The following is a 25,885-nucleotide window of genomic DNA, read 5'->3' as shown; positions in this document are numbered from 1 at the left end:
CCCCCCCCCCCCCCCCGCTTGCAGCATGAAATTTTACGCTAAATTCCATGCTGTAAAATTCCAAAAAACTAACCGAGTGGAAATTTTAAAGCGGGTCTAATGGTGAAATTCTTTGAAAAATCGACAAGATAGAATTTTATGCAAATTGCAAAATCTTACTAGATAAAATTTGATCCTCGCAAAGTTTAAAATTTCGTAAAAATAAATAGACGATATTCTTAGCGAGCTAGCGCTCCCAAATTAGCTTTTTGCCGAAAGTTAGAGTATTATCGGTCATTTTCATCCAATCGATTCTGATCGTAAAAAAATCGGTCTCCATCGCGCGCGCAAACGGGAAGCGCTTAAGATATAGCGAGGTTTCGCGCTCATCCGCGCTACGGATATGGCCGCAAATCTGCACGCCTTTGATCCTGCCTACAAATTTCGTATCCAGCGCGACCGTAGCTGCAACTCCGCGGTTGGCAAAGACTGCTTTGATATGCTCAGAGTCGCTCGCGCTTGCGATGATGAGCTCCTTATTTTGCGGATCGTAGGCATAAAATGCACTGCAGCAATATGGCAGATTATTGCGCAAAACTCCGAGAGATAGGAGTTTCATCCTGCCTAAAAACTCGTCGAATTTATCCTGAGCGGCACACATTTTAAGCCTCCTTTTTGCTAAATTATACAATGATTTTCTTTTATTAGCTATAATCGCGAGCCAAAATTAGGAGAATTTTTATGGAAAATTATAAAAAAGTAAAAGAGATGTTTTTGATGCAGCAAGCCCTAAACGACGAAACAAATGGCGCGGGCTGGGAGGACGGCTATACAAAAAATGGCAAACTTATCAACTGGAAGCGCTGCATTTACATGGAATGCGCAGAGCTCATCGATAGCTTTGCGTGGAAGCATTGGAAAAATATCTCTGCAGCGCCGGACGTGAATAATATCGTCATCGAGATCGTTGATATTTGGCACTTCGTGATGAGCTATATTTTAGAGCAATATTACGGCAGCAAAGACATCGATCACATCGTAAGTGACGTCACGGCGGTGAGTGGGTTTGCAGAGTTTAGCTCCTACGCCTACGACGTGCGCGAATACAGCATCTACGAGATCGTAAACGACATCGAGCTCATCATCCACGAAACGAGCGGATTTGAGCTGCAAATCGGCGAGCTGCTGACCGATTTTTTCCGCGTGGCGATTAAATGCGGAGTGAGCTTAGACATACTTTTTGCCAAATATATCGGCAAAAACGTGCTGAATAAATTCCGCCAAAATAACGGCTATAAAGAGGGCAGCTACCGCAAAATCTGGGGAGACCTTGAAGATAACGAGGTGCTAATCGAGGTGCTATCAAAAGGTGCAGTAAGCGCAAACGAAATTTACGAGCAATTGCAAAAGATCTACGACGCGACGAAGTGAAGTCGTGGATTTGCGCGCGAGATTTATCTTTAAAATTTTAAAATTCCACCTATAAAATTTCGGCATGCGAATTTTAAAAAAGGCTTTGATTTGAAATTCTGCAATTTTGCGCCTGAAATTTTACGCAATGTCATCTTATTTATAAGAGGCAAAAATTCTGCGCAGCAAGCAAATAAATATTCGCAGCAGGCAAAAACATAGCTAGATCTGGCCTCTTTTTTACGCACTATAAATGAGCAGATTAAACGCGGGCGGCAAGCGATCAAAGTATAAATTTCGTATTATAAGGCGAGATGAGCCGGTTAAAAAAAGCGAATTAGCCAAGCGGGCGGATTGATGAGGCGCGATTTCGTGCAGCAGCCAAATTACCCCTCAGCTCAAATTCCGTCGCAAAAGTCGATAAAATAACGCAAATAGGAGCATACATGGGTAGAATTTTTAATTTGGCGAAGCAGGATTTTTTTACGCGCAAGTTTATTTTGCTCTCGCTATTGCCGCTTGTGTGCTCGCTCATAATCTTAGGCACGCTCGCATTTTTCGGCGGCAAAGAGCTTTTTGACGCGCTTTCGCAGGGCGCGCAAAGCGGCGATTTTAGCTTCTTGGACGAGCAGCGCTTCCCAATAATTGCAAAAATTCTAAGCTTTGCTGCTACGAAGTGGATTATCGGCGCGATTTTTTCGGTGTTTGCTAGCTTTGCGGTGCTGATGCTTAGCGTGTTTTGCGCGCTTATCATCGCGGCCTTTCTGACGCCCGCAGTCACTAAAGAGATCAACGCGCGCCACTTCCATCTAAGCCGCGCGGATGAAGCGAGCACGGCGCGAGTGCTAAAGCTGATAAGCCTTGAAATTTTAAAATTTTTAGCGATTTTATTTATCTGTTCGGTGCTTTTGTTCGTGCCGGTGATAAATTTATTTATCATAAACGTGCCGTTTTTTTATATCTATTACAAGCTGATTCTAATCGACGTCGCTTCAAACGCTTTAAGCGCGAAAAGCTTCGAGCGCTGCTATAAAATGGGTGGCGGATATAAATTTGCTCTAAGCGCTTTTATTTTTTACCTGCTGTGTTTGATCCCGCTGGTAGGATTATTTTTCCAGCTATTTTTCATCATCTTTTTGACGCACGTAGTGCTGATAGACGAAAGCGCCCGCAATAAAAATCGCTAAAGATTAACTAAAATCAATGAAAAATTTTGAAATTTTCATAAAATAGTGCAAAATTTTTTAAGAAAGGATTTCTATGAAATCAGGTGATATTTACATTTGCAATATTTGTTCGCTAAAAAGCAGCGACGATGAAAACGCGGTCTTTATCAAGGCGCATAAAAACGGCGAGACGGTGCATATCTGCACATCCTGCATGCCTAGCGTCATTCATGGCTCAGGCATGGTCGTAAAAAGCAACTCCGAAATCGAAGAAGAGCTTCAAGACGCTGCAAACTAGCTGCTAGCACCACTTGCTGCGGCGCGTTTTAATTTGTCTATTAATCTGCGCGCCGCAAAATTTTAAACTCTACGCAAATTTTCCGTAAAATTTTAAAATTCTCGCAGTTCCAAATTTAAAGCCGAAGATTTAAAGCCCAAGGCACGCGGCGCAAAGCAGTTAAGCTTAAAAGCGCAGCGGTCCGGTCTAAATTTTATAGTAGCCGTTTTAAAACAGCGAGCGTAAATTTCGATTTAAAGATCAAATTTAAACATTCAAGTTGCAAAAAACGCCGCTCATCGAGCGAATTAAAATTTCAAATTTAAGCAGCTTATCTTAAAATCCGTGCAGCCGCTTGATCTCTGCGCTAATCGGCTTTTTTTGGCCTGATTTGGTCACACTTACGTAGGTTGCGATCGCGCTGGTTACGTGCAAGCACTCGCGAAATCCGTCCTCACCAAGCCGCAACGCTGCGACCTCGATCTGCACGCGGATAGAGGTATTTCCCACACTTAGGACTTTTGCGTAGCAGCTGATGACATCGCCGATAAATACGGGCTGCTTGAAAGTTACCTCCTGCATCGAGATCGTCACGACCCGCTCGGGCGCTATTTCGCGCGCCGCCGTCGCGCCCGCTAAATCGATCTGCGCTAGTATCCAGCCACCGAAAATATTGCCCGAGCTATTCGTATCCTTAGGCAGCGCTACGACCTTGATGCGCGGCTCGCCGAAATCGTCTAAGTTTAAATCGCTCATTTTTACTCCTTAAATTTAAAAATCTCGCATTTTAACCGCGCAAATTTAACACTTTTTCGATACAATCGGCAGAAATCTATGCCGAAATTTTAAAATTTTAAGCGGATGCGAGGATGGAATTTTGCTCTCGAAGCAGACACATTCCGCTCACAAAAAAGACGATAAAAACGGCAAAAAGGATACGCGATGAACGATTTTGCAAAACTTAGCGAGATGGCGGTGAGCGTTAAAGCGCGACTAAACGCCCTCTACGACGAGCCGCACGCCGAGCTGATCACGCGTGGGCTAGAAATTTGCGGCTTTGAGTCTGGCGATACTGCGCGCATCGCCGTGCTGCGCCGAATCGTCGATCTCAAAGAGGATCCGCTGCTGCAAGAATTTCGCCGCTTGGGCTACGATGAGGCGCGGCAGCGCGAGCTAAAGAGCAAAATGTATGATTTCACGCGCGAAATACATGAGGGCATGCACGAAGCGCTCATCGCCGAGGCGGGCGCGCAGGGGATTTTGCAGCCGTTTTATCTGGAGCTTTTAAAGGGCATCCACCGCATCGGGCTCGTGCTAAGCGATATGCAAAAAAGCTGGCAAGCCCTAATCATCGAAAGCACGAACAAGCGCTGGGAAAAGGAATTTAGCTCGCTTGCGCAGGCGAAGGAATTTTTGCTGCAAGAGGAGCTGTTTATGCGCACGCCTCACGGCGAAATTTGCGAACGCTGCTACGGCGCGATAGTGCAGCGCGAGGGCAAAACCCAAATGGTTCCCTACGCCGTGGCCTTTGCGGATGAGACGGCAAAGCTGCAGAGCGAATTTAGCGATCTTTTGGAGCGTTTGGTGACGCTTGCAGAAGATGAGAGCGAGCTAGCTTACGTCGCGTATCTAGGCAAGCTCAAGCAGGCCTTTTGCGAGAGGAACGCCAGCGCGGTGATCGGCGCGTGGCGGGATGCGGAGATCGCGTGGATGGATATAAAAACGCCGCTTCAGATCGGGCATCCGCTCGAATACTACGAGGACGCCTACACGCACGCAGTCGCGCTGGAATGGGACGTCAGACTTGCAGGCGCGTATGAGTTTAGCGCGGAGAAATTTAAAGCGCGCGTAAGCGAGAGCTTTGAGCGTGCGTATGAAAAAATCGGCGCGAACAACGCCGTCATGCACTCGCTCGTACTCTCAAACATCGCCAAAACCCAGCTTTACGTTTGCGCGCCGCTGATCTACTACGGCGCCGATCTGAACGGACTCTTTTCGGCGCAGGTCGTACCCAACGACGAGTTCGTAAGCACCAACTGCGGCAAGAAAATTTTCGCATTCGTAAATTTCGTCTATGAAAGCGCCAAGGCTAGACCTTTTATGCGGCTAAGCGGCGAAATATTTGAGCCCCACTATCTAAATTTCGGGCGCGAAATTTTATTTAAAAAGCCGCAAATTTGGCGCCGCGTCTACGAAATATCGACGATCGGGCATGAGTTCGGGCATATATTTTTCATCGACGCGGACACCGAGGCGCGCATGAACCGCTCGGGGCTTTTTAAGCTCATCGAGGAGTACAAGGCGACTACCGGCGGGCTCGTGAGCTTCTTTTTTCACGAGGAGGAGGAGTTTTGCCTACCGGTGCTAGATGAGTTGATCCGCCGCGCCGTGGGCCTCATCGCGTGGCAGCGAGTGGAGGAGCTAAAGCCCTACTACTGCGAGGCTCTGATACATCTGAGCTTGCTTTTCGCATCGGGCGTTTTGAAATTTGACGGTATGCGGCTGGCGGTTAAATTTGACCGCGCAGGCTATGAGAGTTTCAAGGCCGCGTGCTTGCAAAACTACGAGGAGCTGGCGCGGCTTTATTGCGATAAAAAGGACGCAGCAGAATTTTTATCGCGCTTTGCGGAGCTTAGCGGCGGCGTGTATCTGCCGCGCGAGGCGCAGGTGCGGGAGTTTGTGGAGTTTTACTACTCGCGCTACGAAGCGATCGGCAACGAAACGGACCCTAGCAATGAACGAGCAAAGTGGCTTAACTAAAACCAATACAGACGATAATTAAAATTTTAAATAATCAAAGGAGAAAAATGGAATTAGGCTTAAAAAATAAAAAGGTTTTGGTTACCGGCTCGACTAAGGGCATCGGAAAGGCTATCGCGGCAGAATTCGCTCGCGAGGGCGCGGGTGTCGTGATAAATGGCAGAAGCGAAGCGGATGTGCAAAGAGTAGTAAGCGAACTTAGGGCTAAATTTAAAGACGCCGGCATCCATGGCATCGCTGCCGACATCGCAAAAGAAGCGGATCGCGAGGCACTATTTAAGAAGCTGCCGACGGTCGATATCCTCGTAAACAATATGGAAATTTTTGAGCCGATGGAGTATTTTGACATCACGGATGAAATTTGGGAGAAATTTTTCAGCGTAAACGTGATGTCGGGCAACGCGCTATGTAAATTTTATCTTCCCGGTATGCTAAAGAGGGATTTTGGCAGGATAGTTTTCATCGCGAGCGAGGAGGCGCTGATGCCATCAGGACAGATGCCGCAATACAGCATGACAAAGACGATGAATTTATCCTTGGCAAAAAGCCTCTCAAAGCTAACTAAAGGCACCAACGTCACCGTAAATACCGTAATGCCCGGCTCCACGCTAACCGAGGGCGTCGAGGAGATGTTAGAAAATATGTATAAAAATAGCTCCGTACCCAAAAGCGAGCGTAAGAAGGATTTTATGAAAAATCATCGCCCGCTTTCGCAAATCCAAAGGCTCATCCGCCCAGAAGAGATCGGACGTTTCGTCGCTTTCGTCGCAAGCCCCTACTCATTGTCCTTTTCAGGTGCGGCACTTAGGCTTGACGGCGGACTAGTGCCTACGATATTTTAAATTTTCCTCGCGCAGCTTTTGTAATTTAACCTACTTGCGCTAATTTTTGGAATTTTGCTCGTGGGGATTTTTGTTTTATCTTTACCTACGCAACGCTAGCTGTACGATCTGCGCCCGCATTAAATTTCAAAATTCCTCGCTGCAAAATTCTAAATTCAATAGTAGAATTCCGCACTGGTGAATTACAAAATTCTTCTCGCAGACTATACGCGGAGTTCTTTCTGGATTTCAAAATTCCGTGGAATTTTAAGGGGAAAGCATGGGATATTTTAAAAATTTACTCTCGGATTTAAGAAGCGGCAGGCTCGCGCTGCATCCGATTTTACTCGCGGCGACATTTTGCATAGTAAAATTTTCGTGGCCTAGGTTAATAGGCAATGTAGGCGAAAGTGATGCACTCGGCAGCTTCATATTTATGGACTTCATTCAATGTGCGTGTTTCATAGCGTTAGGCGCGCATCTTGTCTATGTCTCGGGGCGCGGCGGCAAAAACAGCCGAAGTAGTAGCTGCGAAAACAGCGGCTACGAAGGCGCGATACAACCCCGTGGACTGCGCTATTTAGCCGTGCTGCGCGCTATCTTATGCGCTTTGTGTATTATCGCGTGCGTAGTAGGCTATCTTAGCGCGGATATAGACCATCAAAAATTAGGCGTTCTGAATTGGTTTTTTCGACCGCGCGAGCAAGCGCTTTCATATATTTGATTGCGATCTGGACCGTTACGACCGGCTCTGAAGTACTAATTTGGGGCGTTATCTTCGTTATAAGCTATGTGGCTGCTTACTATGCAGTTTGGATAGGTTTTTTTACCATTCCTGTAGAGTATGGCGGGTTTGCATTTTGGAAAGGGCTGGAGATAATATTTCCGCTAATTTGGGCGTTTTATTTCAAGCGCGCCTACAAAAAGCGCCTAGCAGAGGAGATGCGCGAGGCGTAATGGCGAACTGAACGCAGAATTTTAGCCAAAATTTTACGCCGTCAGCCGCAGCTTAAATTTAGCCCAGGCGTAGCCTGCACCGCTTAAAGCGTCGTCGGAAGCTAGGTGGGCTTGTGGGCGAGCAGAGCAGTGCGGTGCTGCGGAGGCGGCGTCCTGCGAGAAGTGTGACCTCGCAATGGGAGCCCCTTCTCGCCCCAAGATATGCATATCACGGATTAAAAATTTAAACGGAATTTTATAAAGGCGAAGCGCCGCTTTTAAATTTACGTCGAAAATTCTAAGAATTCGTGCTATACGATACATATTTCCGTAAGGGGGCGGCGCTCAGAGTTGCGAGGCGCGCCCGCCCCCACGACTTTTTAAAATTTTGCCCCCACCCGCGCGACGCTAGCGGTGCGGACTGCGTCCGCGTTAAATTTTACCAAGTAGCGAATATAAACTGCACGCTCTTGCAAAACGAACATAGCAACGCAAGGCTCAGCCTGCAGCGTTTCTTGCGAGCGCAAGCGAAGCACAGAGTAAGTAGAGCCCTTCCCCCTTAAGTAAAAACATTGCCGCGAGTAAATTCCAAAGATAGAATTTTACATAGCGAAATTCTAGAATTTTAAATTTATATCGCGAATTTTACGAGCCGTAAATTTAAAATTAAAGCTCTAAATTTTAACGTCCATATCCACGGATTCGATCTGCAGCCCGCGCAGATCCGCGAGATGCCGCACCGCGGCGTCCGTTTCGGCGTTTTTGGGAAGCACGATGTGAAAGCCGCGATCAAACGCCAAGAAAAAATTCTCTCCGCCCGCAGCGATGCGATTTAGCGAACGTGCGGCAAATTTCTCGCTTGCGCGAGGCTCGCCCTTCGAAAATGAAATTTCATCCTCGCCCGCGATAAATTCCATCTCTATGTTTGAGTCTTGCGCGAGCTTAGCGGAAGTCAGATGTTTTCTTAGCATGCGGCGGTAAAATTTCGGATAAAAAATAAGCCACGCCGCGCCCAAAATAACCGACGCCACACTCGCAATCGGCGCCGTTTTTAAAAGCCCGTCGATGATGATGCCCATGAGCAAAAACTCAAACGGTATGGCGTAGGTGCTGACTAGACGCTGCTTGCGCGCCTTTTTGCTGTAAAGCAGCATAAATTTATTGAGGTTATCGACGTCGCGATTGGTGATACGTACTTTCATATTTTTCCTTTAATTTTTGCGTAATTGTAGCGAAGCCGCCTTAAATTTGCGTCCGTTAACTTCCGTGAGATAAAATCCCGTTTTTAAAGGAGATAGCTTGAAATCTTTACTAAAAATCAACGGATTTTTGCCGTTTTTGGCGATTATGTTTATCAACGCAAGCGTTGATCTGGGCCATAAGATCACGATTCAAAACGTCCTTGTTAAAAGCGCCGATTCGGGCGCTCTCATCGCCCTTACCTCGCTTGTAAATTTGCTGATTTTGCTGCCTTACGTATTTCTTTTTAGCGCCAGCGGCTATCTCAACGATAAATTCTCGCGTACCCGCATTACGCGGATCTGCGCGAAACTCGGCGTCGCGCTTACCGCGCTCATTACGCTCGGATATCTGTGCGGATGGTTTTATTTCGCATTTTTTATGACGATCCTGCTTGCGGCGCAAAGCGCGATCTACTCGCCCGCCAAATACGGCCTGATTAAAAAAATCGTCGGCGCGAAAAATTTAGGCGCGGCAAACGGCCTCGTGCAGGCGCTTACCATCATCGCGATTCTGCTTTCATCTCTTGTTTTTTCGGTAATTTTCGAGCTGTTTGCGACGCGCAGCAGCGACGCGGGCGAGCTGATGAGCTCGGTTTGGTTCATCGGCGTGCTTTTGGTCGCGGGCTCCGTGCTTGAAACATACTACTCATATAAAATTCCATTCTTCGACGCCTCGCAACCACAGGCGGAATTTAATAAAGACGACTATCTTAAGCTTCGCTATCTAAGGCAAAATTTAAATTTTGTGCTAAAAGACAAAAACGTCCTGCTCTGTACGCTAGGACTTTCGATGTTTTGGGCGGTCTCGCAGCTCGTGATCGCGACCTTCCCGGCTCACTACAAGAGCCTTAGCGGCAGCGACAACGTAATGGTGATCCAGGTGATCTTGGCGCTTAGTGCGATCGGAATCGCGCTAGGCTCGATCTTTGCGGGCAGCTACTGTAAAAAACATATCGAGCTCGGTATCGTGCCGTTCGGCGCATTCGGGCTCGCGCTCGCGCTAATGATGCTAGCCAACGCGCACTCGGTATTTTGGCTCGGCACGGCATCGTTTTTCTTCGGATTTAGCGGCGGAATTTTCATCGTGCCGCTCAACGCCGTCATTCAGTTTTTTACCGCCGATGAGCGCATGGGGCGGGTGCTCGCGGGTTCAAATTTTATCCAAAATATCTTTATGGTGCTGTTTTTGCTCATCGCCATCATCTTGGTGCATTTTGCGGTCGCCAGCGGCGAAATTTTCGTTATGGCTGCTCTTTGCGTGCTCATCTGCGGGATCTTCGGCGCGAAATATTTGCCGCAGCTTTTCGTTAGAATTTTACTCATTCCGTTTATGAAATTCGGCTACCAAGTCCACGTAGACGGCGTCGAAAACATCCCGCAAAAAGGCGGCGTACTGTTTTTGGGTAACCACATCAGTTGGATCGATTGGGCGGTGGTGCAGCTTGCGTGCCCGCGCGGAGTGCGCTTCGTGATGCATCGCAGTTACTACGATCTGTGGTATTTGAAGTGGTTTTTTAAAATTTTTCGCGTCATTCCGATCGGAGCGGGCGTGAGCAAAAGCGCGATCGAAAGCATTCGCGAGGCGCTAAATGCTGGCGAAGTAGTGGGGCTCTTCCCAGAAGGCCACATCAGCTACAACGGCCGCATAGACGAGTTTCAGGGCGGATTTGAGCTAGCCGCGCACGATACGAACTCCGTGATCGTGCCTTTTTATATCAGAGGGCTTTGGGGTTCGACGTTTTCGCGCGCCAGCGAGCATTATAAAAGAACGATCTCGCAAAGCGGCAAAAACGCACTTCGCGTAAGCTTCGGCGCGCCGATTGAGGCAAATTCCAAAGCGCACGAGGTAAAGCGCGCGGTAACGGAGCTGTCGTTTTTCAGCTGGGGCAAATACCTCGCAAGCCTAAAGCCACTTGCCTACAACTGGCTAAATCAAGCCAAAAGATCGCCTTTTAAGCGCGTGGCGGTCGATAGCACGGGAGTGAGCTTCACAAATTTAGCGATGATGAGCGCCGTTTTGATACTTCGCAAAAGGCTAAAGAGCCGCATAAGCAGCGAGGAAAACGTCGGTATCGTTTTGCCTAGCTCGGTCATCGCAAGCGCCGTAAATTTAACTCTCTTTGCAATGGGCAAAACGAGCGTAAATTTAAACTACACGCTAAGCGAGGAAAATTTAATCTACTGCGCGGATAAAGCAAATATCCGCACGATCATCAGCTCGCGCAAATTCGTAGAAAAGCTCAAATCAAAGGGCTTTGAGCTGGAAAGTTCGATCGGCGATCGGCTCGTATACCTTGAGGATCTAAGCGAGGGCGTCTCTAAAAACGAGCGCATAGCCTGCGGGCTAAAATCGCTGCTAATGCCTAAAATTTTATTTCGCGCGCTATATTTTAAGCCGCACGCGATAGATGACGTAGCTACGATTTTATTTAGCAGCGGCAGCGAGGGAAAGCCCAAAGGCGTGGTTTTGACGCATAAAAATATAATGGCGAACGTCCGTCAAATTTCAGAGCTCATAAACGCCACCGAGAACGACGCGATTTTAGCGTCGCTGCCGATCTTTCACTGCTTCGGACTTACCGTAACGACGCTCTTTCCGCTAAACGACGGAATTTTAAGCATCCACGTACCCGATCCTACGGACGCCTTTAGCGTCGGCAAGATGAGCGCGAGATACGGCGCTACGATAATGTTCGGCACGTCGACGTTTTTTAGACTTTACACCAAAAATAAAAGGCTCAATCCGCTTATGCTGGCAAGCATCCGCCTAGCGATTGCGGGCGCGGAGAAGCTAAACGAAAACGTCCGCAAGGAATTTAAGATAAAATTCGGCATCGAAATTTACGAGGGCTACGGCACAACCGAGACTGCGCCGGTGGTGAGCGTAAATACGCCGAACGTCCTCGAGCCCGATTTTTTCAAAGAGCTTCACTTCAACCGCGAAAAGAGCGTCGGCTTGCCGCTTGCGGGCACGGTCATAAAGATCACCGATCCCGCCTCGCTACAGCCGCTGCCAAACGGGCAGGAGGGGCTTATCTTAATCGGCGGACATCAGGTTATGAAGGGATACTACGATGAGCCGGCCAAAACCGCCGAAGCAATCGCGCAAATGGACGGCGTGCGCTACTACAAGAGCGGCGACATCGGCTATATCGACGACGACGGGTTTTTATTTATCACCGACCGCCTTTCGCGCTTTGCTAAAATCGGTGGCGAGATGATCAGCCTGGGCGCAGTAGAGAGCGCTGTAGGCGAAATTTTGGGCGAAAGCGCGATCTATTCGTGCGTAAACCTAAAAGACGAGAAAAAGGGCGAAAAGATCGCTCTGCTTTACGTGGGCGAGGCGAGCGAGGATGAAATTTCGCGCCGCCTGAAGGACTCCGCGCTGGCGCCGATAATGCAGCCAAGCGTCGTGAAAAAAGTGGAGCAAATCCCGGTACTCGGCAGCGGTAAGGTAAATCTCAAAGCGGTAAAGGATCTGGCGATAGAGCTCGGACTTTAAGACAAAATCTAAGAAAAGGATTTGGTTAGTGCGCGGCTTTAAAGCCGCGAAATTCCGGCTATATCGCAGAGTAGCAGAATTTTGGTTGTATCGCGGCGTGGCGAAATTTTGCGGTGCAAAATTTTAATTGATTGAAATTGTATGGTATGAAATTTAAAACTCTAGGAATTGAAAAGCCCGTGCGATAAAAATACGCTGCGAGTGTAAGATGACGGGGCTACTGACGCTGCTCGTCGTTATTGGCTATAAAACAAGAGCGTGACGGCAGAATTTCGCGATGTGTATTTGTGAAGCTGGGGAGTTCTAAGGCATTAAATTTCAGGCTGTAAAATTCAAAGTCAAGAAAAATATAGCTGCTAAATTTCGATTAATTTAGTTTGTAAAATTACGCGCATAAGGCGTCTTAATAAAATATGTAATTCCATACTTAATTCCACGTCGCGACATAAAAAGGAATTTTAATCATGGCAAACAAGCGCGACATATCGGCTCAGCCGTGAAATTCCACATTAAAATTTTACGTCGAAACCGCAGACAAAATTCTATGAAATTTTACCGAGAATGAAATTCTTTAAATTTCGTAACGGAGCGAATTTTAAAATTCTGCTCCGCTACTCAAGAATTCCGCAGCGCACTATCTTACATAAAACTCCGCTAGCGCGTTTTTAGACGTAACATTTTTGCCCACAGATTCTTCTTTGCCGTCCGCCGTTAGCTTAAATTCCGGCGCCAAATCTACGCTTTTATCATTATTGACGACGAAATTAAGCTCTATCGTTGCGCTAGACGGCGCCGCTTTATCGGAGATGCCGTAATCGGCTCTTAATTGCTCGGGCGTCAATTGCGAATGATACGCCACATTTTTCAAGAAGTCTATTACGGCAGGCAGATATGTATCCGTTTTCTTAGGATCGTCGCCCTTCAGAATCTCGCTTTCTAGTGAGCTATCGCAATCGACCAATTTCTTCTGATCTGAGTATTCTATCTTACCTTTTGCTTTTATAGTCTCTTGGAATTTCGCATCGTTTAGTTTGCAAAGCTTGTTGGCTAACTGAAGCAAGCCATCCTTATCATAGGCTTTGCCCTTGTAGAAATTCATAGCACTATCTATATCCATGTCTAAAGTCTTTTTCTTATATTCCTCAAGACGTTTTTTAGTCGCTTTCTCGCGTTCGGCATTCAGTGCTTCCATATCTATGTCGCACACCATCGTGACGGATTTTAATCCGCCGCGATCAGCCTTTGACCACGTGATATTTTTGCACTTTTTTGACCCCTCGATCGCCGTGCCTATACTAATAGATTTAAAATCGGGCAAAGTATAGTTTTTGACGAGTTCTATCTCGTCCTCACCGCATCCTGCTAACACCAAAGCCGCCGCTACGGCACCCATCATATATCTGAGCTTCATACTTACTCCTTAAGATTAAAGTAAGGAATACTAGCCCCCCCGCTTAAAATTTGATTAAATTTGAGGTAAATTTTGAGATTAATTGTTAAGCATTAGCGGAATATTTTAAAATCTCACTAAATTTATTGGTAACAAAATTTTATGTGATAAAATAGGCTAAATTTTATTTGCCGGTGTGATGCAAAAAATTACAAGTAGAAAGAAATTTTTAAATTTTATAGCTTTGAAATTTAGCTAGAACTTTAATGATAATTCTAATTTGCCGCGAAGCGTACGCTCCACGGCAAATTTAAAGGAGGACTATTTAAAAGATGGAGCGATCTGTGCTATCCACGCTTCGATGCGGCTCTCGGTGAGGTCGCTTTGATTGTCATTGTCTAGCGCGAGACCTACGAATTTACCATCCACTACGGCCTTGCTCTCGTCGAATTCATATCCGTCGGTAGGCACTGCGCCTACGATATTTGCACCCGCTTTTTTGAAGTTATCGTATAACTCGCGCATTGCGTTGCAGTAGGCGTCGCTGTAGCTTGAGCTATCGCCCATGCCAAAAATCGCGACGGTCTTGCCCGCGACATCAAGGGCTGAGAAATCAAAGCCCGCCCAGTCGTCCTGCAGCTCGCCGTCGTTCCATGTGGAGCTGCCGATGATGAGCGCAGTATATTTATTTAGATCTGCAGGCGCGATGTCCGCAACGTTTTTTAGCTCGTTTTCTATGCCTAGCTTTTCAGAGATCAGCTTCGCGGCGTCCTCGGTATTGCCCATCGAGCTTCCAAAAATAATTCCAACCATTTGGTATCCTTTTAATAAATTTTGTCGGTGAGCTTGTATGGTACTAATTTCATAATGAAATTTCCCTTAAAGAATTCGCTTTTTATCTCGACGTGGCGGTTAAAATTTTCATTTTTTGGATAGACAAGATACACGGCATCGAGGTTTGCTCCGCGGCAAAGCTCTAGCGCTTTTTTTATATCATTATCATAAATGGCTGGATTTTGAGGTAGAATTTTTTTAAAGCTCGCAACCACGCCTAGGCTAAAACCGCTCTTGCGAACTACAATGAGCTCGCCCGATTTGCCCACAAGTTGCAGCTGTGCGCCTGCATTGCGAAGCGCGATTTTGCAAAACACGAAATTGCGAAATGCATCGTCTCCGTTTAGCAGCAAGCCGCTACGCAGGCTAACTATCACACGAGCCAGCTTGTAGCGGGGATTTGCAGCGAGCGCGGGCAGCGGCATGCCGCGCAGATAAGAAAAAATTATCGCGTTATCCGCCACGCAAAATTTCACGGCGGGCTTGAAGCGGTAAATTTTACAAGCTCCGCGCCTAAGCTCGGAGGCGATGAAATTTAAAAATGCCGCTCGAAACTGCGAAGCGCCCTTTAAATTTGTGGGCGGAATTCTATAATCCGCATTAACGTTAAAATTATATAGAGTTAGCATCGCCCGCGCTCGCGAAGCCGCATTATAATCCCGCAGCGCCTCTGACGCAATCTCGCGCCCGTTCGCATCAAAGCCAAAAATTTCGCCGCAAAAGAATTTTTTATTAAAAGCTTCGGCATTTAAAATTTCATCATCAATAAGCTCGTTATCGCGCCGCAGATCCGCTTTTTGGCGTTTTTCGCGCGCCGCGATATCTCGTTTTGGCGCGGCAATATCTCGTAACAAAGCTGATTTCTCGTCCGAACGCTTAGCGCAGAAAAAATTCTCTTGCGCTAAGCCAGTGTCGCAAAAAATCCTTGCTGTTAAATTCCCATTCGCGCCGTCTTTTTGCGCACTCTTTACAGCATGTGGCTTAGAGGCATTATGATTAAGTGCGCCCGATTTACCGCTTGAAAACTTTTTAAATTTGCCGCTAAATTTCTTACTTTCGGCGTCTGCAAGGTAAGTAGCGTTAAATTTGCTAGAATTTAAAAAATTCTTGGAATTTAGCTCGCCTGTTTCATCGTCGCAAGCATTTGATTGCGGCGCAGTGCGCGATTTTTTAACCGCTTGCCTGGACCTGCCGTCACTACTTAAATTCCTTGGAATTTTAATCATCTTCGCAAGGCTTGCAACCAAATTCTTGATTTAAATTGAAGACCTTACAGTATTCGCAAAATACGCAACTGACGCTTCTTTTAGCGCATACGAGCGGGATTTTGCGCTTTTTTACTTCGCCTTTGATTTTTTTCATCGTGTTGTGGTTCAAAAAGCTCGTAAGCATAACGACACACTCCGTATCTTGCGGGATCGGCTTACGATTTACGCGATTTTCGTTTCGTGCGTCCCAGTGCTCGATGTTACTCGCGCCAAGGTCTTTTAAAACCGCCTTAATGGGCGTAATCTCATCTGCTCCTATAACTAAAACGTTCATTTCATCCCCTTATATGATTGATAGTCGTTATTATAACAGAGTAAAGATTAAATTTAACTGATAATGTATATAAAAATTTGAAATTATAAGCCGGAATTTTGCCGACTCATATTTGATATTTACTCGCTTAAAGCTAGACTTACTGCCGCATCGATGTGGATCTGCGTAGTATCGAATAGCCACGCGGCGGTATCTGCTTGCGATACGAGCAGCCCGATCTCCGTACAGCCCAGTATCACGCCCTGCGCGCCGCGAGCTCTAAGTCCTTCAATGATCTGCAAAAATTTCTCTTTGGAGTGCGGTAAGATTTTACCAAAGCAAAGCTCATCAAAAATTACTTCGTTTACCGCTTCCATTTCGTCCGCGTTCGGTACGAGCACCTCTACGCCGCCCTCTATTAAGCGCTGTTTGTAAAAATCCTGCGTCATCGTGTAGATCGTACCGAGCAGCCCTACTTTTTGCACGCCATGCTTTCGTAGCTCATCTAGCGTGGCGTCCGCGATATGCACGAAGGGCACGGAGATAGCGGCATTTATCGCCTCGTAGCACTTATGCATCGTGTTAGTGCAAAGAAAAATATAATCCGCTCCGCCACTTTGCAAAACCCGCGCGTGACGAGCTAAAATTTCGCCCGCCCTGCCCCACTCATTATCTCTTTGACACCGCTCGATCTCGTCGAAATTTAAGCTACTTAGCAGGATTTCGCCGCTACTTAGCCCGCCTAGACGCTCGTTAATTTTGCGATTGATCCCATCATAATAGGTAATCGTAGATTCGTAGCTCATACCACCGATTAGTCCGATTTTTTTCATGGATTTCTCTTTTAAAATTTATACGGAATTTTATGCAGTCCCGCGAATTTAATAAAATTCCGGATTGCAAAATTCGCAGAGCCGGATTTTCAACAAATAGCCAAAGCTTAAGCATTCTCGCTCGCGGCGCCCGCAGAGGCAACCTCATCGCCGAAATCGGCATTGGCAAGCCGCTTGAGCTGGCGATAGCGCCTCATCGCATCGGCTTTGTTGGCTTCATAAAGCTTGCCCGCGTGTTCAGGATCGATCTTTTTAAGCGCGTTGTAGCGCACTTCGTTTAGTAAAAATTCCTCATAAAGGCTCCAATCCGGCTCTTTTGATGAAATTTTAAGCGGATTTTTGCCCTCCGCCGCGAGCCGCGGATCGAAGGTGTAGGTCGGCCAATAGCCGCATTTGCTCGCAAGCTCGGCTTGATCGCCCGATAGCCCCATGCCGCCTTTGATACCGTGCGCGATACACGGCGAATACGCGATGATGAGACTAGGTCCCGGGTAGGCCTCCGCCGCCATGATCGCCTTTAGTGTCGCGGCTTGGTTTGCGTTGGAATTTACCTGCGCGACGAAGATGTTGCCGTAGGTCATCGCGATCTGGCCGAGGTCTTTTTTCTGAACGCGCTTGCCGCCTGCCGTAAACTGCGCGATAGAACCGCGGCGGCTAGCTTTAGAGCTCTGTCCGCCGGTGTTTGAATAAACCTCTGTATCCAGCACCAGCACGTTTACGTCCTCGCCGGTAGCCAACACGTGATCGAGCCCGCCGTAGCCGATGTCGTAGGCCCAGCCGTCGCCGCCGATGATCCACTGCGATTTTTTGTTTAGATACTGCTTCAGCTCTAAAATTTCACAAACCCCGGGCGCGTCCAAATTTTGTTCTAGCAGAGGCACCAGTCTATCTCTAATCTGAGCGGATTTTAGCGTATCGTTTCTATTTTCGATCCAGTCGTGATAAAGCGCCTTTAGCGCGTTTGGCACGCTTGAGAGCGAGCCTAGCATCAGATCCTCGATCTTATGGCGCAGCGTCTCGCTTGCGATCTTCATTCCCAGCCCAAACTCGGCGTTGTCCTCAAAAAGCGAGTTCGCCCACGCGACGCCGCGGCCGTTCTCATCCTTGCGGTACGGCATCGAAGGCGCCGATCCGCCGTAGATCGAGCTACAGCCCGTGGCGTTGGCTACGATCATATGATCGCCGAAAAGTCGCGTTATCAGTGTGATATACGGCGTCTCGCCGCAGCCCGGGCACGCGCCGTGAAATTCAAAATACGGGCGCGCAAAACCCACGCCCTTGACGCTTGATCTGTCCATCAAATCGTCTTTGTATCTTACGTGCTCGAATAAAAAGTCCGCGCTTTCTTGCTCGCCTTTTGCGAGTTCTTCTTCAAGCGGCACCATGACGAGCGATTTTTCCTTGCTCGGGCAGTTTTCGGCGCAGAGCGCGCAGCCCGTGCAATCTAGCGGGCTTACTTGGATCTTATATTTTAGCCCCTTTAGCTCCTTGCCCTTGGCTTCTAGCAGGTGCTCTTTTAAATTTAAAGGTGCGGCGGCCTCGTCCTTTTCGTCTAGCAAAAACGCCCTGATTACGGCGTGCGGGCAGACGAAGGCACACTGGTTGCACTGGATGCAGTTTTGCTCGATCCATTTAGGCACCGTGACGCCTACGCCGCGCTTTTCAAATCGCGTCGTGCCCGCGTCGAACCCGCCATCCTCGTGACCTAAAAACGCCGAGACCGGCAAGCTATCACCTCGCGCTGCATTCATCGGTTTTACGATCTTTTCTATAAATTCGTCGCCCTTGTATTTGTCGTCCGCGTCCGCTGCATCATCTTTTAAATTTGCCCACGCAGGATCGACCGCTACCTGCACTAAAGCGTCCGCTCCCCTATCGATCGCGTCGCAGTTCATCGCCACGACCGCTTCGCCCTTTTTGACGTAGGTTTTCTTGGCGTATTCCTTCATATAGCTCTGCGCCTGCTCGAACGGAATGATGCCGCTGAGCTTGAAAAACGCCGATTGCATGATCGTATTGGTGCGGCCTCCAAGCCCTATATCGCGTGCTAGCTTGGTGGCGTTTAGGATGTAAAATTTTACCCGTCTGGCAGCTAGAATTTTTTTAACCTTATTCGGAAGCTTTGCCGCCGTCTGCTCGGCATCCCAGATGGAATTTAAAAGAAAGGTCCCTCCTTCGCGGATGCCCCCGATGACATCGTAGATGTCCAGATACGCAGCGACCGAGCAGGCGACGAAATGCGGATTTGAGACAAGGTAGGTCGAGCGGATCGGTCTTTTGCCGAAGCGCAGGTGCGAACGCGTGTAGCCGCCCGATTTTTTGCTATCGTAGGCGAAATACGCCTGCGCGTAAAGATCGGTTTTGTCGCCGATGATTTTGACGGAATTTTTATTCGCGCCCACGGTGCCGTCCGCGCCCAGACCGTAAAATAGACACTCGGTCTCATCCTCGTAGCCGAGCGAAATTTTATCTCCCACGGGTAGAGATAGATGCGTCACGTCGTCGTCGATGCCGATCGTAAAGCCATTTTTAGGCTCGTCCGCCTTTAAATTTTCATACACGGCGATTAGCTGCGCGGGATCAACATCCTTGGAGCTTAGCCCATACCTGCCGCCCACGATGAGCGGAGCGTCCTCGCGCCCGTAAAATGCGGCCTTTATATCCAGATACAGAGGCTCACCGAGGCTGCCCGGCTCCTTCGTACGGTCGAGCACGGCGATTTTACGCACGCTTTTAGGCATCGCGGCGAAGAGATATTTGAGGCTGAAAGGCCTGTAGAGGTGCACTTTTAGCACGCCGACTTTCTCGCCCTTCGCGTTTAGATGATCGACCACCTCTTCAAGGGCTTGATTGACCGAGCCCATCGCGACGATCACGCGCTGCGGCTCGCTAGCGCCGTAATAGACGAAAGGTGCGTACGACCGCCCCGTTATCTTTGAAATTTCGCTCATATACTCCGCGACGATGTCAGGAAGCGCGTCGTAAAATTTATTGACTAGCTCGCGCGTCTGAAAATATACGTCGTCGTTTTGCGCCGTGCCACGAGTTTTAGGATGCTCGGAGTTTAGCGCGTCAGCTCTAAATTTACGCACGGCCTCGCGATCGAGCAAGCGATCAAACTCGGCATAGTCCATCACCTCGATCTTTTGAATTTCATGGCTCGTGCGAAATCCGTCGAAAAAGTGCAAAAACGGCACTCGCCCCTTAATCGCCGCAAGATGCGCGATACCGCCCAGATCCATCACCTCCTGCACGCTGTCGCTTGCAAGCATCGCAAAGCCGCTTTGGCGACAGGCATAGACGTCTTGATGATCGCCGAAGATGGAGAGCGCCTGCGCCGCAAGCGCGCGCGCCGCGACGTGAATGACGCCCGGAAGCATCTGGCCCGCGATCTTGTACATATTTGGAATTTTTAGCAAAAGCCCCTGCGATGCGGTGTACGTCGTCGTAAGCGCGCCCGCTTGGAGTGAGCCGTGCACGGTGCCCGCCGCGCCGCCCTCGCTTTGCATCTCGACTACCTTAACGGGCATGCCGAAGAGGTTTTTCTTGCCCTGCGACGCCCAAATATCGGTGTAATCCGCCATAGGCGAGCTAGGCGTGATCGGATAGATGCCCGCGACCTCGGTAAAGGCGTATGAGACGTAAGCCGCCGCCTCGTTTCCGTCCATCGTTTTCATAACTTTTGCCATTTTTAGTTCCTTTGGAATTATCAAATTTCGCTAATTTTACATATTTATTGCTTAAAAATTTAAATGCTTCGCAAACCGAATAAAATTCTAAAGCTTTGTCACAGCGGCGAGCGATAAGCACGATATACGGGCGGTTTGAGACGGGCCTTGAGGACGATTTGAGACGGGGTCTTTCGCCGCTTTGAAAATAAAATTTTGCGTACTCCACAAGCGCAGCTCGCGAGCAACAGGTAGAAATTAATGTAAATTTAGCCGTCTAGCTTGAAATTCTAACCTAAATATCAAATGACGGGAATGCGCGAAAATTAAGAAATTTAAAAATGCACTTGCCACAAGATGAAAAGACCTCATATTGCAACAAGACCGGATAATAAAATTTAGCCACTACAAAGCCTCAACCGCTATACGCATCCAAGCTCGACGTAGCGAAATTTTGTTTATGGCTTGCGACATCGCGGTATATAAAATTTCGGCGCATTCTGCCAAACACAAGAAATTTTATTGCCACCTGCCGAGCGCGGTGCAAATTTCATTTTAAAATTTCATCGATCGATCGCTACGTGAATTTTACTCTATGCGACTTTGCGTTTTGAGCGTAAATTCTATTTCCGCAAGCTGCGCGGAGGATAAATTTAGCTATAATCCTTCGCTTAGATTTAGCACGAAACGCGGCATGTATATATGGCGCGGAATTTTAAAATTTTAAAATTCCGAGCAAAACTCGAAAAGCTAAAAACCGCTAAATATGCTAAATTTAAAGCCAAATTTAAAAAGCTCAAAAAAGGAAAGCCGATGAACGTCCATAAAATCGCCTACACGAGAGTTATCGCGCTGGCGTTTGCCGCCTTTATTTTTAACACGACGGAATTTATCCCCGTGGCGCTGCTAAGCGACATCGCGGCGGATTTTAGCATGGACGTTACGAGCACGGGGATAATCATCACAATCTACGCGTGGGCGGTGAGCATCCTCTCGCTGCCGCTGATGCTGCTAACCTCAAAGCTCGAGCGCAAGAGGCTGCTTTTGCGACTTTTCGTGCTATTTACGCTAAGCCACGTCCTGGCCGCCATTGCGTGGAATTTCGCCGTTTTGGTAATCGCGCGACTCGGCATCGCGATTTCGCACGCGATCTTTTGGTCGATCACCTCATCGCTCGTCGTGCGCCTAGCGCCGATAAACAAAGGCTCTCAAGCGATCGGCATGTTGGCTCTTGGGACATCACTAGCCATGGTTTTGGGGCTTCCTTTGGGGCGCGTGGTCGGCGAGCTTTTCGGCTGGAGGATTACGTTTTTTGCTATCGGCGCGCTTGCGGCGGCGGAGGCGCTGTTTCTTTGGAAAATTTTACCGTTTTTGCCGAGCCGTCGCGCGGGCTCTCTTGCGAGCTTGCCGATGCTTGCAAGGCGCCCGATGCTGCTTGCTTTGTATATGCTGACGTTTTTGATCGTAGGCGCGCATTTTACGACTTACAGCTACGTCGAGCCCTTCGTAGCGAAATTTAATCCCGCGGGCGATCACTTCGTAACCTACGTCCTACTTGCATTCGGCGCTTCGGGAATCGCCGCTAGCATGCTTTTTTCAAAGCTTTACCGCCATTTTCCAAACGCCTTTTTGATCTGCTCGATCCTATTTATCCTAGCTTCGGTGCTGACGTTAAAAGCTTTTGTCACAAATGACGCGGCGCTGCTGCTTGCAGCTTTCGTCTGGGGGATAGGTATTTTCGGCTTTGGGCTTTGTTTGCAGATTAGGGTTTTGGCGCTGGCTCCCGACGCTACCGACGTCGCGATATCGATCTACTCGGCGATCTATAACGTAGGCATCGGCGGCGGAGCGCTTTTGGGGCATCAGATAGCAACGAGATTCGGGCTTTGGCACATAGGCGAGGCGGGCGCGATACTGGGCGCGCTAGGGCTTGTAAGCTACCTCTATGCAAGCACGAAATTCGCGGAGAAAAATAGCGCGTAGGCTAAATTTACGAAAGAGCTTCGGCGAGATTAGCGCGCACTTTTAATCGGTGCTTTAAAACAGCGGCTTTGCGGGTCTAAATTTTTAAAATTTATCCCTCGCGATTAGTTAAATTTGCAGATAAATTTAATCTCGCGCCTAGTTGCACCGTTTATAATCTGCGCTATTTCTTGTGGCGCCACGTCCTTGCCATTAAGCGTAATATCCGAAGTACTTAAATTTAGCGTCAGTATCGCTGCGATCGATAAAGTCTTAAAATTTTTTATCAATTCTCCCTTGATATAATTTATGTGATTTTAAAAAGCAATTTTAGAAGCTATTTGATTGGGAAATATTTTGGTTGATGTAGAAATGGACATAAATTTAATCTCGATAAGAATTTAACAAGCTTGCCGTAGCGCGGATTTCATATTTTTTAAAAAAATACTTAAAGGCTGTTTTTTATCGCATCTTCCAAAATATTTTTAGTCTTATTCGTATGCACGGTGTTGAGATGAATTAGCTTTTTTAAGTCTTTTTTCTGATACGCTTCTAGTATCGCCCTGTGCTCCTCATTTGAGGATTTTATATGAGTTTTTTTATAAAACAAAGACAGTGAAACATATGGGATTGCCGCCATTATAAGGGTTTCGACGATATTAAACGTCCTACTACCGCTTTCACTATGCCAAAAACACCTATGAAAATTAGCATTTAACAGCGCCCATTCGTTTAAATCCGTGCAAGTCTCGATCTGTTCTTGGATATTAATCGCTTTTTGTAGATATTCGGTACTATATTTTTCAAACGCATCCGTTATAAGTTTACTTTCCAATAAAATTCTGAGTTCATAAATTTCTTTTGCTTCCTTATAGCAAAGCCCTTTTACAATTGCGCCTTTAAACGGATCGAAACTGATCAGTCCTTTTGTCGTTAGAATTTTTAACGCTTCTCTTACCGGCGTAGCGCTAACGTTAAACCTCTTTGAAATTTCATTTTGTTTCAGCTTGGAGCCGGATTTTATATTCCCATTTAAAATATCTTGACTAAGGCTACGGACTATAAATTCTGTCGTGGTGATGGGACGATCTGAATTGAGATGTATCATTTCTTCTCCGTTTTTTAGGAGTATTATACAAAAATAATATAAAAACAATCCAGATCGGCGCCTTAGAAATTTCCAAATTCTTTTTTTATCTGTTCCAAATTCATATTATTTGCCAGCAAAAGCATCAGTAAAAGTCTTGATTTAATCGGTGATAACCAGCCGGACATTATACAACCGATACTTTGTAAATCCATCTCCGAGCCTTTATAACCGTATGTCTTAGTAGCACAAATCCCACTACCAGTGCGAGAAGCGACGACGACCGGAATTTGAGCACCTCTTAGTTTATCCACCATATCGTATGATACGTGTCCGGCACCTACGCCACTAATTACGATACCGCTATAATTAGCACGTAAGGCGAGCTCAACCATTTCACCCTCACAACCTAAATAGCTTTGTATAATCTCTACTTTAGGAAATTTGACGTCAGGCAAAGGATAAATTTGACGTGATACGGTAGGAGTTATAAATTTTACTTCATTCTCTATCACAAGCCCCTGAATACCGGCATTTATCGATACAAAAGTTTGCAGAGAAAAGGTATTGCTCTTATGAACCCATAGTGCACTATGAATCGTATCGTTTAGTACTACCAGCACACCCCGATCTCTACTTTGCGGACTAATAACGGTTAATACGCTAGCATATATATTGCCGGCGCCATCCGAGCTAATAGAATCGGCATTTCGCATAGCACCGGTAATAACCAACGGAGCATGTTCATCCCAAACTAAATTTAAAAAGAACGCGCTTTCTTCCAGCGTATCGGTTCCTTGCGTAATGACTACGCCTACTGCTCCTTTAGCAATCTGCTCTTTCGCCCATTTATAAACTTCTACGAGATCTTGTATTTTTAAACTACCGCTAGGAAGAGCTAGCAAGGTTTTAGCCTCTAGTTGAACCATCTCCTTTAAGGCAGGTATCGCGCCTACTAACTGTTCTGCACTAAAGCTAGGTTTAACTCCGCCTTGTCCACCGTTCGCACTCATACAAATCGTACCGCCCAACGCACCAATTGCAATTTTTGGCTTTGACATTTTTTGCTCCTTCGCTTTTTTGGTTTGGGAAATTATACCACATTTTAAAATTTTTCAATATAAAATACTAAATATTATATATAATTTTTTGAAAAAATGTTATAATGCTCAATGAAATTTTTAAAAAGGAGTTGACAATGTTAGTCGCGGCTCAATGCGTTATGATTTTTACGCTTATCTTAATGATAAGCGGTAAGACGCCGTTATATACTACAGCTATAGTCGGTTCGGCAATTAGCGCGCTAGTAGCAGGATTTCCAGTAACAGGACCAAAAAATGTCGTATCTTTGGTCTCTCTTATTAATGGAGGTTTAAATCCGGTTATTGCCGATATGACAGGAATTTTAATGTTTATCGGTGTTATGCAAGCAAGTGGTTTCATGGACGTAATTATTCGAAGTATTGTAAGACTAGGAAATAGGCTGGGCGGCGGCGTAGGTGTAGCGACTGCCGGCGGTATAGCGGCTGCAGTAATAGGTATGCTTACCGGTTTTACGCAACCGGCTATTACTGCGGTCATAACCGGTACGGCATCCGTGAAGCTTGGAGTAGATCCTAATAAATCCGCTGGTATTCACGGACATGCCGGTATTTTAGGCAACTACGGCGGTTTTACTCATCCTACGCAAGTAGCCGTCGTAGCGGTGTCAAATATCGGGTTCGGACTAATTAACGTTATAGGTACGTTTGTCGGACTTTGTGTTTTTGCTTGTGCCTTTTTTAGATTAAAAAGAATGCGAAGCGGCACAACGCTTAGCAAAGAGGATATCGAGCGCATTTCAAAAGAATTTGAGGCAAAGGCTGACGAAGCTCCGGTTTGGAAGGCGTTTTTGCCTTTTATTGTGCTTTTCATCGGCTTTATTGCAGGATTTCCAGTCTTTGTAGTAGGTATTGCAAGTGCGATTATCACAATTTTACTTTCCGTTTTAAATTTTCAAGAAGGCGAAAAAAATATGCTTGAAGGCGTCGGCAAGATAGCTACTCCACTTGTAGCTACGATAGGTTTTTTATTTATGAGCGGCGTTATAAAGCAAATCGGATTGGCCGATCTTATCGGTCAAATTTTTACCCCGATGCTAACTCATGCGCCTATACAAAGTATGCTAATAGTATCGGCGTTAGCAGGTTTTGTAACTCAAAGTAATGCTGCGTCAGTAGCCATAACCATACCATTTTTGCAAGCCGCTCTTTCGCTAGGCACGGCGACACCATTATCATTAGCCGTTATGGCTGCCGGCGGTAGCGCTATGATGCAATACTATCTCACGGGAGGTCCGGTCGCAGCACTGGCAACCGTAATTCCGGTAATCCCGGGATCAGAATTAAAAGCGGCGAATAAATTTCAACGTCCAAATATGCTATTTGGACTATTAGTATTATTCGTTTTGTCATTTATGTTTTCGATATTTTAATTTGCATAATTTGCATAAACCGTCG

24 protein-coding genes are annotated in these 25,885 nt (G+C 46.9%); 11 read left to right on the top strand and 13 right to left on the bottom strand.

The annotated features are described in order from the left end of the window. Positions 1–226: 226 nt before the first annotated feature. Positions 227–640, bottom strand: coding sequence for a hypothetical protein (locus KH703_RS04810; protein ID WP_177386822.1), 414 nt, complete (start codon positions 638–640; stop codon positions 227–229). An 80-nt stretch (positions 641–720) separates the two neighbouring features. Here KH703_RS04810 and KH703_RS04805 point away from each other — a divergent pair, with 80 nt between their 5' ends. The 3 genes from KH703_RS04805 (at position 721) to KH703_RS04795 (ending at position 2,853) form a co-directional block, all read left to right on the top strand. Next, on the top strand, positions 721–1,410 hold the full coding sequence (locus KH703_RS04805; protein ID WP_304294608.1) for a dUTP diphosphatase: 690 nt from the start codon (positions 721–723) through the stop codon (positions 1,408–1,410). A 425-nt stretch (positions 1,411–1,835) separates the two neighbouring features. Continuing rightward, positions 1,836–2,576 (top strand): EI24 domain-containing protein, encoded by a 741-nt coding sequence (locus tag KH703_RS04800; protein WP_304294606.1) that lies wholly within the window; start codon positions 1,836–1,838, stop codon positions 2,574–2,576. Positions 2,577–2,649: 73 nt separating this feature from the next. Next, complete coding sequence (locus tag KH703_RS04795; protein WP_005869903.1) at positions 2,650–2,853, top strand: hypothetical protein; 204 nt, start codon at positions 2,650–2,652, stop codon at positions 2,851–2,853. A 315-nt stretch (positions 2,854–3,168) separates the two neighbouring features. On the opposite strand, the gene KH703_RS04790 is transcribed toward KH703_RS04795, so the two are convergent. Next, positions 3,169–3,588 carry an acyl-CoA thioesterase gene (locus KH703_RS04790; protein WP_295153100.1) on the bottom strand — a complete coding sequence of 140 codons (420 nt, stop codon included), beginning with the start codon at positions 3,586–3,588 and terminating at the stop codon, positions 3,169–3,171. A gap of 186 nt (positions 3,589–3,774) precedes the next feature. Here KH703_RS04790 and ciaB point away from each other — a divergent pair, with 186 nt between their 5' ends. The 4 genes from ciaB (at position 3,775) to KH703_RS04770 (ending at position 7,370) form a co-directional block, all read left to right on the top strand. After that, entirely contained in the window at positions 3,775–5,592 is a 1,818-nt protein-coding gene (gene ciaB / locus KH703_RS04785; RefSeq protein WP_304294600.1) for an invasion protein CiaB, read from the top strand. Between the two features lie 47 nt (positions 5,593–5,639). Then, a complete protein-coding gene (locus KH703_RS04780; RefSeq protein WP_304294599.1) occupies positions 5,640–6,434 on the top strand; it encodes an SDR family NAD(P)-dependent oxidoreductase in 795 nt (264 codons plus the stop codon). A gap of 259 nt (positions 6,435–6,693) precedes the next feature. Continuing rightward, entirely contained in the window at positions 6,694–7,137 is a 444-nt protein-coding gene (locus KH703_RS04775) for a hypothetical protein (protein WP_304294598.1), read from the top strand. After that, on the top strand, positions 7,095–7,370 hold the full coding sequence (locus KH703_RS04770) for a hypothetical protein (RefSeq protein WP_304294597.1): 276 nt from the start codon (positions 7,095–7,097) through the stop codon (positions 7,368–7,370). The genes KH703_RS04775 and KH703_RS04770 overlap by 43 nt, the downstream gene beginning before the upstream one ends. Positions 7,371–7,403: 33 nt before the next feature. On the opposite strand, the gene KH703_RS04765 is transcribed toward KH703_RS04770, so the two are convergent. Further along, entirely contained in the window at positions 7,404–7,673 is a 270-nt protein-coding gene (locus KH703_RS04765) for a hypothetical protein (protein ID WP_304294596.1), read from the bottom strand. Positions 7,674–8,023: 350 nt separating this feature from the next. Then, positions 8,024–8,551: a hypothetical protein gene (locus tag KH703_RS04760; protein ID WP_304294595.1), complete on the bottom strand. Its 528-nt coding sequence runs from the start codon at positions 8,549–8,551 to the stop codon at positions 8,024–8,026. Positions 8,552–8,648: 97 nt separating this feature from the next. On the opposite strand from KH703_RS04760, the gene KH703_RS04755 reads away from it, so the two are divergent. Then, positions 8,649–12,092 carry an acyl-[ACP]--phospholipid O-acyltransferase gene (locus tag KH703_RS04755; protein ID WP_304294593.1) on the top strand — a complete coding sequence of 1,148 codons (3,444 nt, stop codon included), beginning with the start codon at positions 8,649–8,651 and terminating at the stop codon, positions 12,090–12,092. Between the two features lie 634 nt (positions 12,093–12,726). Here KH703_RS04755 and KH703_RS04750 read toward each other — a convergent pair. The 6 genes from KH703_RS04750 to nifJ all read right to left on the bottom strand — a co-directional run bounded on the left by KH703_RS04750 (position 12,727) and on the right by nifJ (position 20,359). Continuing rightward, positions 12,727–13,503 carry a hypothetical protein gene (locus KH703_RS04750; RefSeq protein WP_304294591.1) on the bottom strand — a complete coding sequence of 259 codons (777 nt, stop codon included), beginning with the start codon at positions 13,501–13,503 and terminating at the stop codon, positions 12,727–12,729. Between the two features lie 300 nt (positions 13,504–13,803). After that, positions 13,804–14,295, bottom strand: coding sequence for a flavodoxin FldA (gene fldA, locus KH703_RS04745; RefSeq protein ID WP_297945429.1), 492 nt, complete (start codon positions 14,293–14,295; stop codon positions 13,804–13,806). Between the two features lie 11 nt (positions 14,296–14,306). Further along, complete coding sequence (locus tag KH703_RS04740) at positions 14,307–15,542, bottom strand: hypothetical protein (RefSeq protein ID WP_304294590.1); 1,236 nt, start codon at positions 15,540–15,542, stop codon at positions 14,307–14,309. Then, a complete protein-coding gene (locus KH703_RS04735; protein ID WP_297945424.1) occupies positions 15,535–15,858 on the bottom strand; it encodes a DUF2325 domain-containing protein in 324 nt (107 codons plus the stop codon). Before KH703_RS04735 ends, KH703_RS04740 begins: the two co-directional genes overlap by 8 nt. Positions 15,859–15,977: 119 nt before the next feature. Beyond that, positions 15,978–16,670, bottom strand: a complete 693-nt coding sequence (locus tag KH703_RS04730) for an aspartate/glutamate racemase family protein (protein ID WP_304294588.1) — start codon at positions 16,668–16,670, stop codon at positions 15,978–15,980. Positions 16,671–16,777: 107 nt separating this feature from the next. Then, the gene (gene nifJ / locus KH703_RS04725; RefSeq protein ID WP_304294586.1) at positions 16,778–20,359 is read right to left on the bottom strand and encodes a pyruvate:ferredoxin (flavodoxin) oxidoreductase; all 3,582 of its coding nucleotides are present in this window, start codon (positions 20,357–20,359) and stop codon (positions 16,778–16,780) included. Positions 20,360–20,711: 352 nt separating this feature from the next. Between nifJ and KH703_RS04720 the strand changes: the two genes are divergently transcribed. Next, complete coding sequence (locus tag KH703_RS04720) at positions 20,712–20,897, top strand: hypothetical protein (RefSeq protein ID WP_304294585.1); 186 nt, start codon at positions 20,712–20,714, stop codon at positions 20,895–20,897. A 254-nt stretch (positions 20,898–21,151) separates the two neighbouring features. Then, a complete protein-coding gene (locus KH703_RS04715) occupies positions 21,152–22,321 on the top strand; it encodes a sugar transporter (RefSeq protein ID WP_304294584.1) in 1,170 nt (389 codons plus the stop codon). A 104-nt stretch (positions 22,322–22,425) separates the two neighbouring features. On the opposite strand, the gene KH703_RS04710 is transcribed toward KH703_RS04715, so the two are convergent. The 3 genes from KH703_RS04710 to KH703_RS04700 all read right to left on the bottom strand — a co-directional run bounded on the left by KH703_RS04710 (position 22,426) and on the right by KH703_RS04700 (position 24,448). Next, on the bottom strand, positions 22,426–22,590 hold the full coding sequence (locus KH703_RS04710; RefSeq protein ID WP_304294582.1) for a hypothetical protein: 165 nt from the start codon (positions 22,588–22,590) through the stop codon (positions 22,426–22,428). Between the two features lie 158 nt (positions 22,591–22,748). Beyond that, positions 22,749–23,408: a GntR family transcriptional regulator gene (locus KH703_RS04705; protein WP_304294580.1), complete on the bottom strand. Its 660-nt coding sequence runs from the start codon at positions 23,406–23,408 to the stop codon at positions 22,749–22,751. Positions 23,409–23,470: 62 nt separating this feature from the next. Then, on the bottom strand, positions 23,471–24,448 hold the full coding sequence (locus KH703_RS04700; protein ID WP_304294579.1) for an asparaginase: 978 nt from the start codon (positions 24,446–24,448) through the stop codon (positions 23,471–23,473). Positions 24,449–24,585: 137 nt separating this feature from the next. On the opposite strand from KH703_RS04700, the gene KH703_RS04695 reads away from it, so the two are divergent. Then, the gene (locus KH703_RS04695) at positions 24,586–25,860 is read left to right on the top strand and encodes a citrate transporter (RefSeq protein ID WP_304294578.1); all 1,275 of its coding nucleotides are present in this window, start codon (positions 24,586–24,588) and stop codon (positions 25,858–25,860) included. Positions 25,861–25,885: the final 25 nt, after the last annotated feature.

The organism is Campylobacter gracilis (assembly GCF_018374135.1).
Taxonomy (GTDB): domain Bacteria; phylum Campylobacterota; class Campylobacteria; order Campylobacterales; family Campylobacteraceae; genus Campylobacter_B; species Campylobacter_B gracilis_A.
The sequence above is the reverse complement of the archived record's forward strand: the minus strand, read 5'-3'. Positions and strand labels throughout refer to the sequence as shown.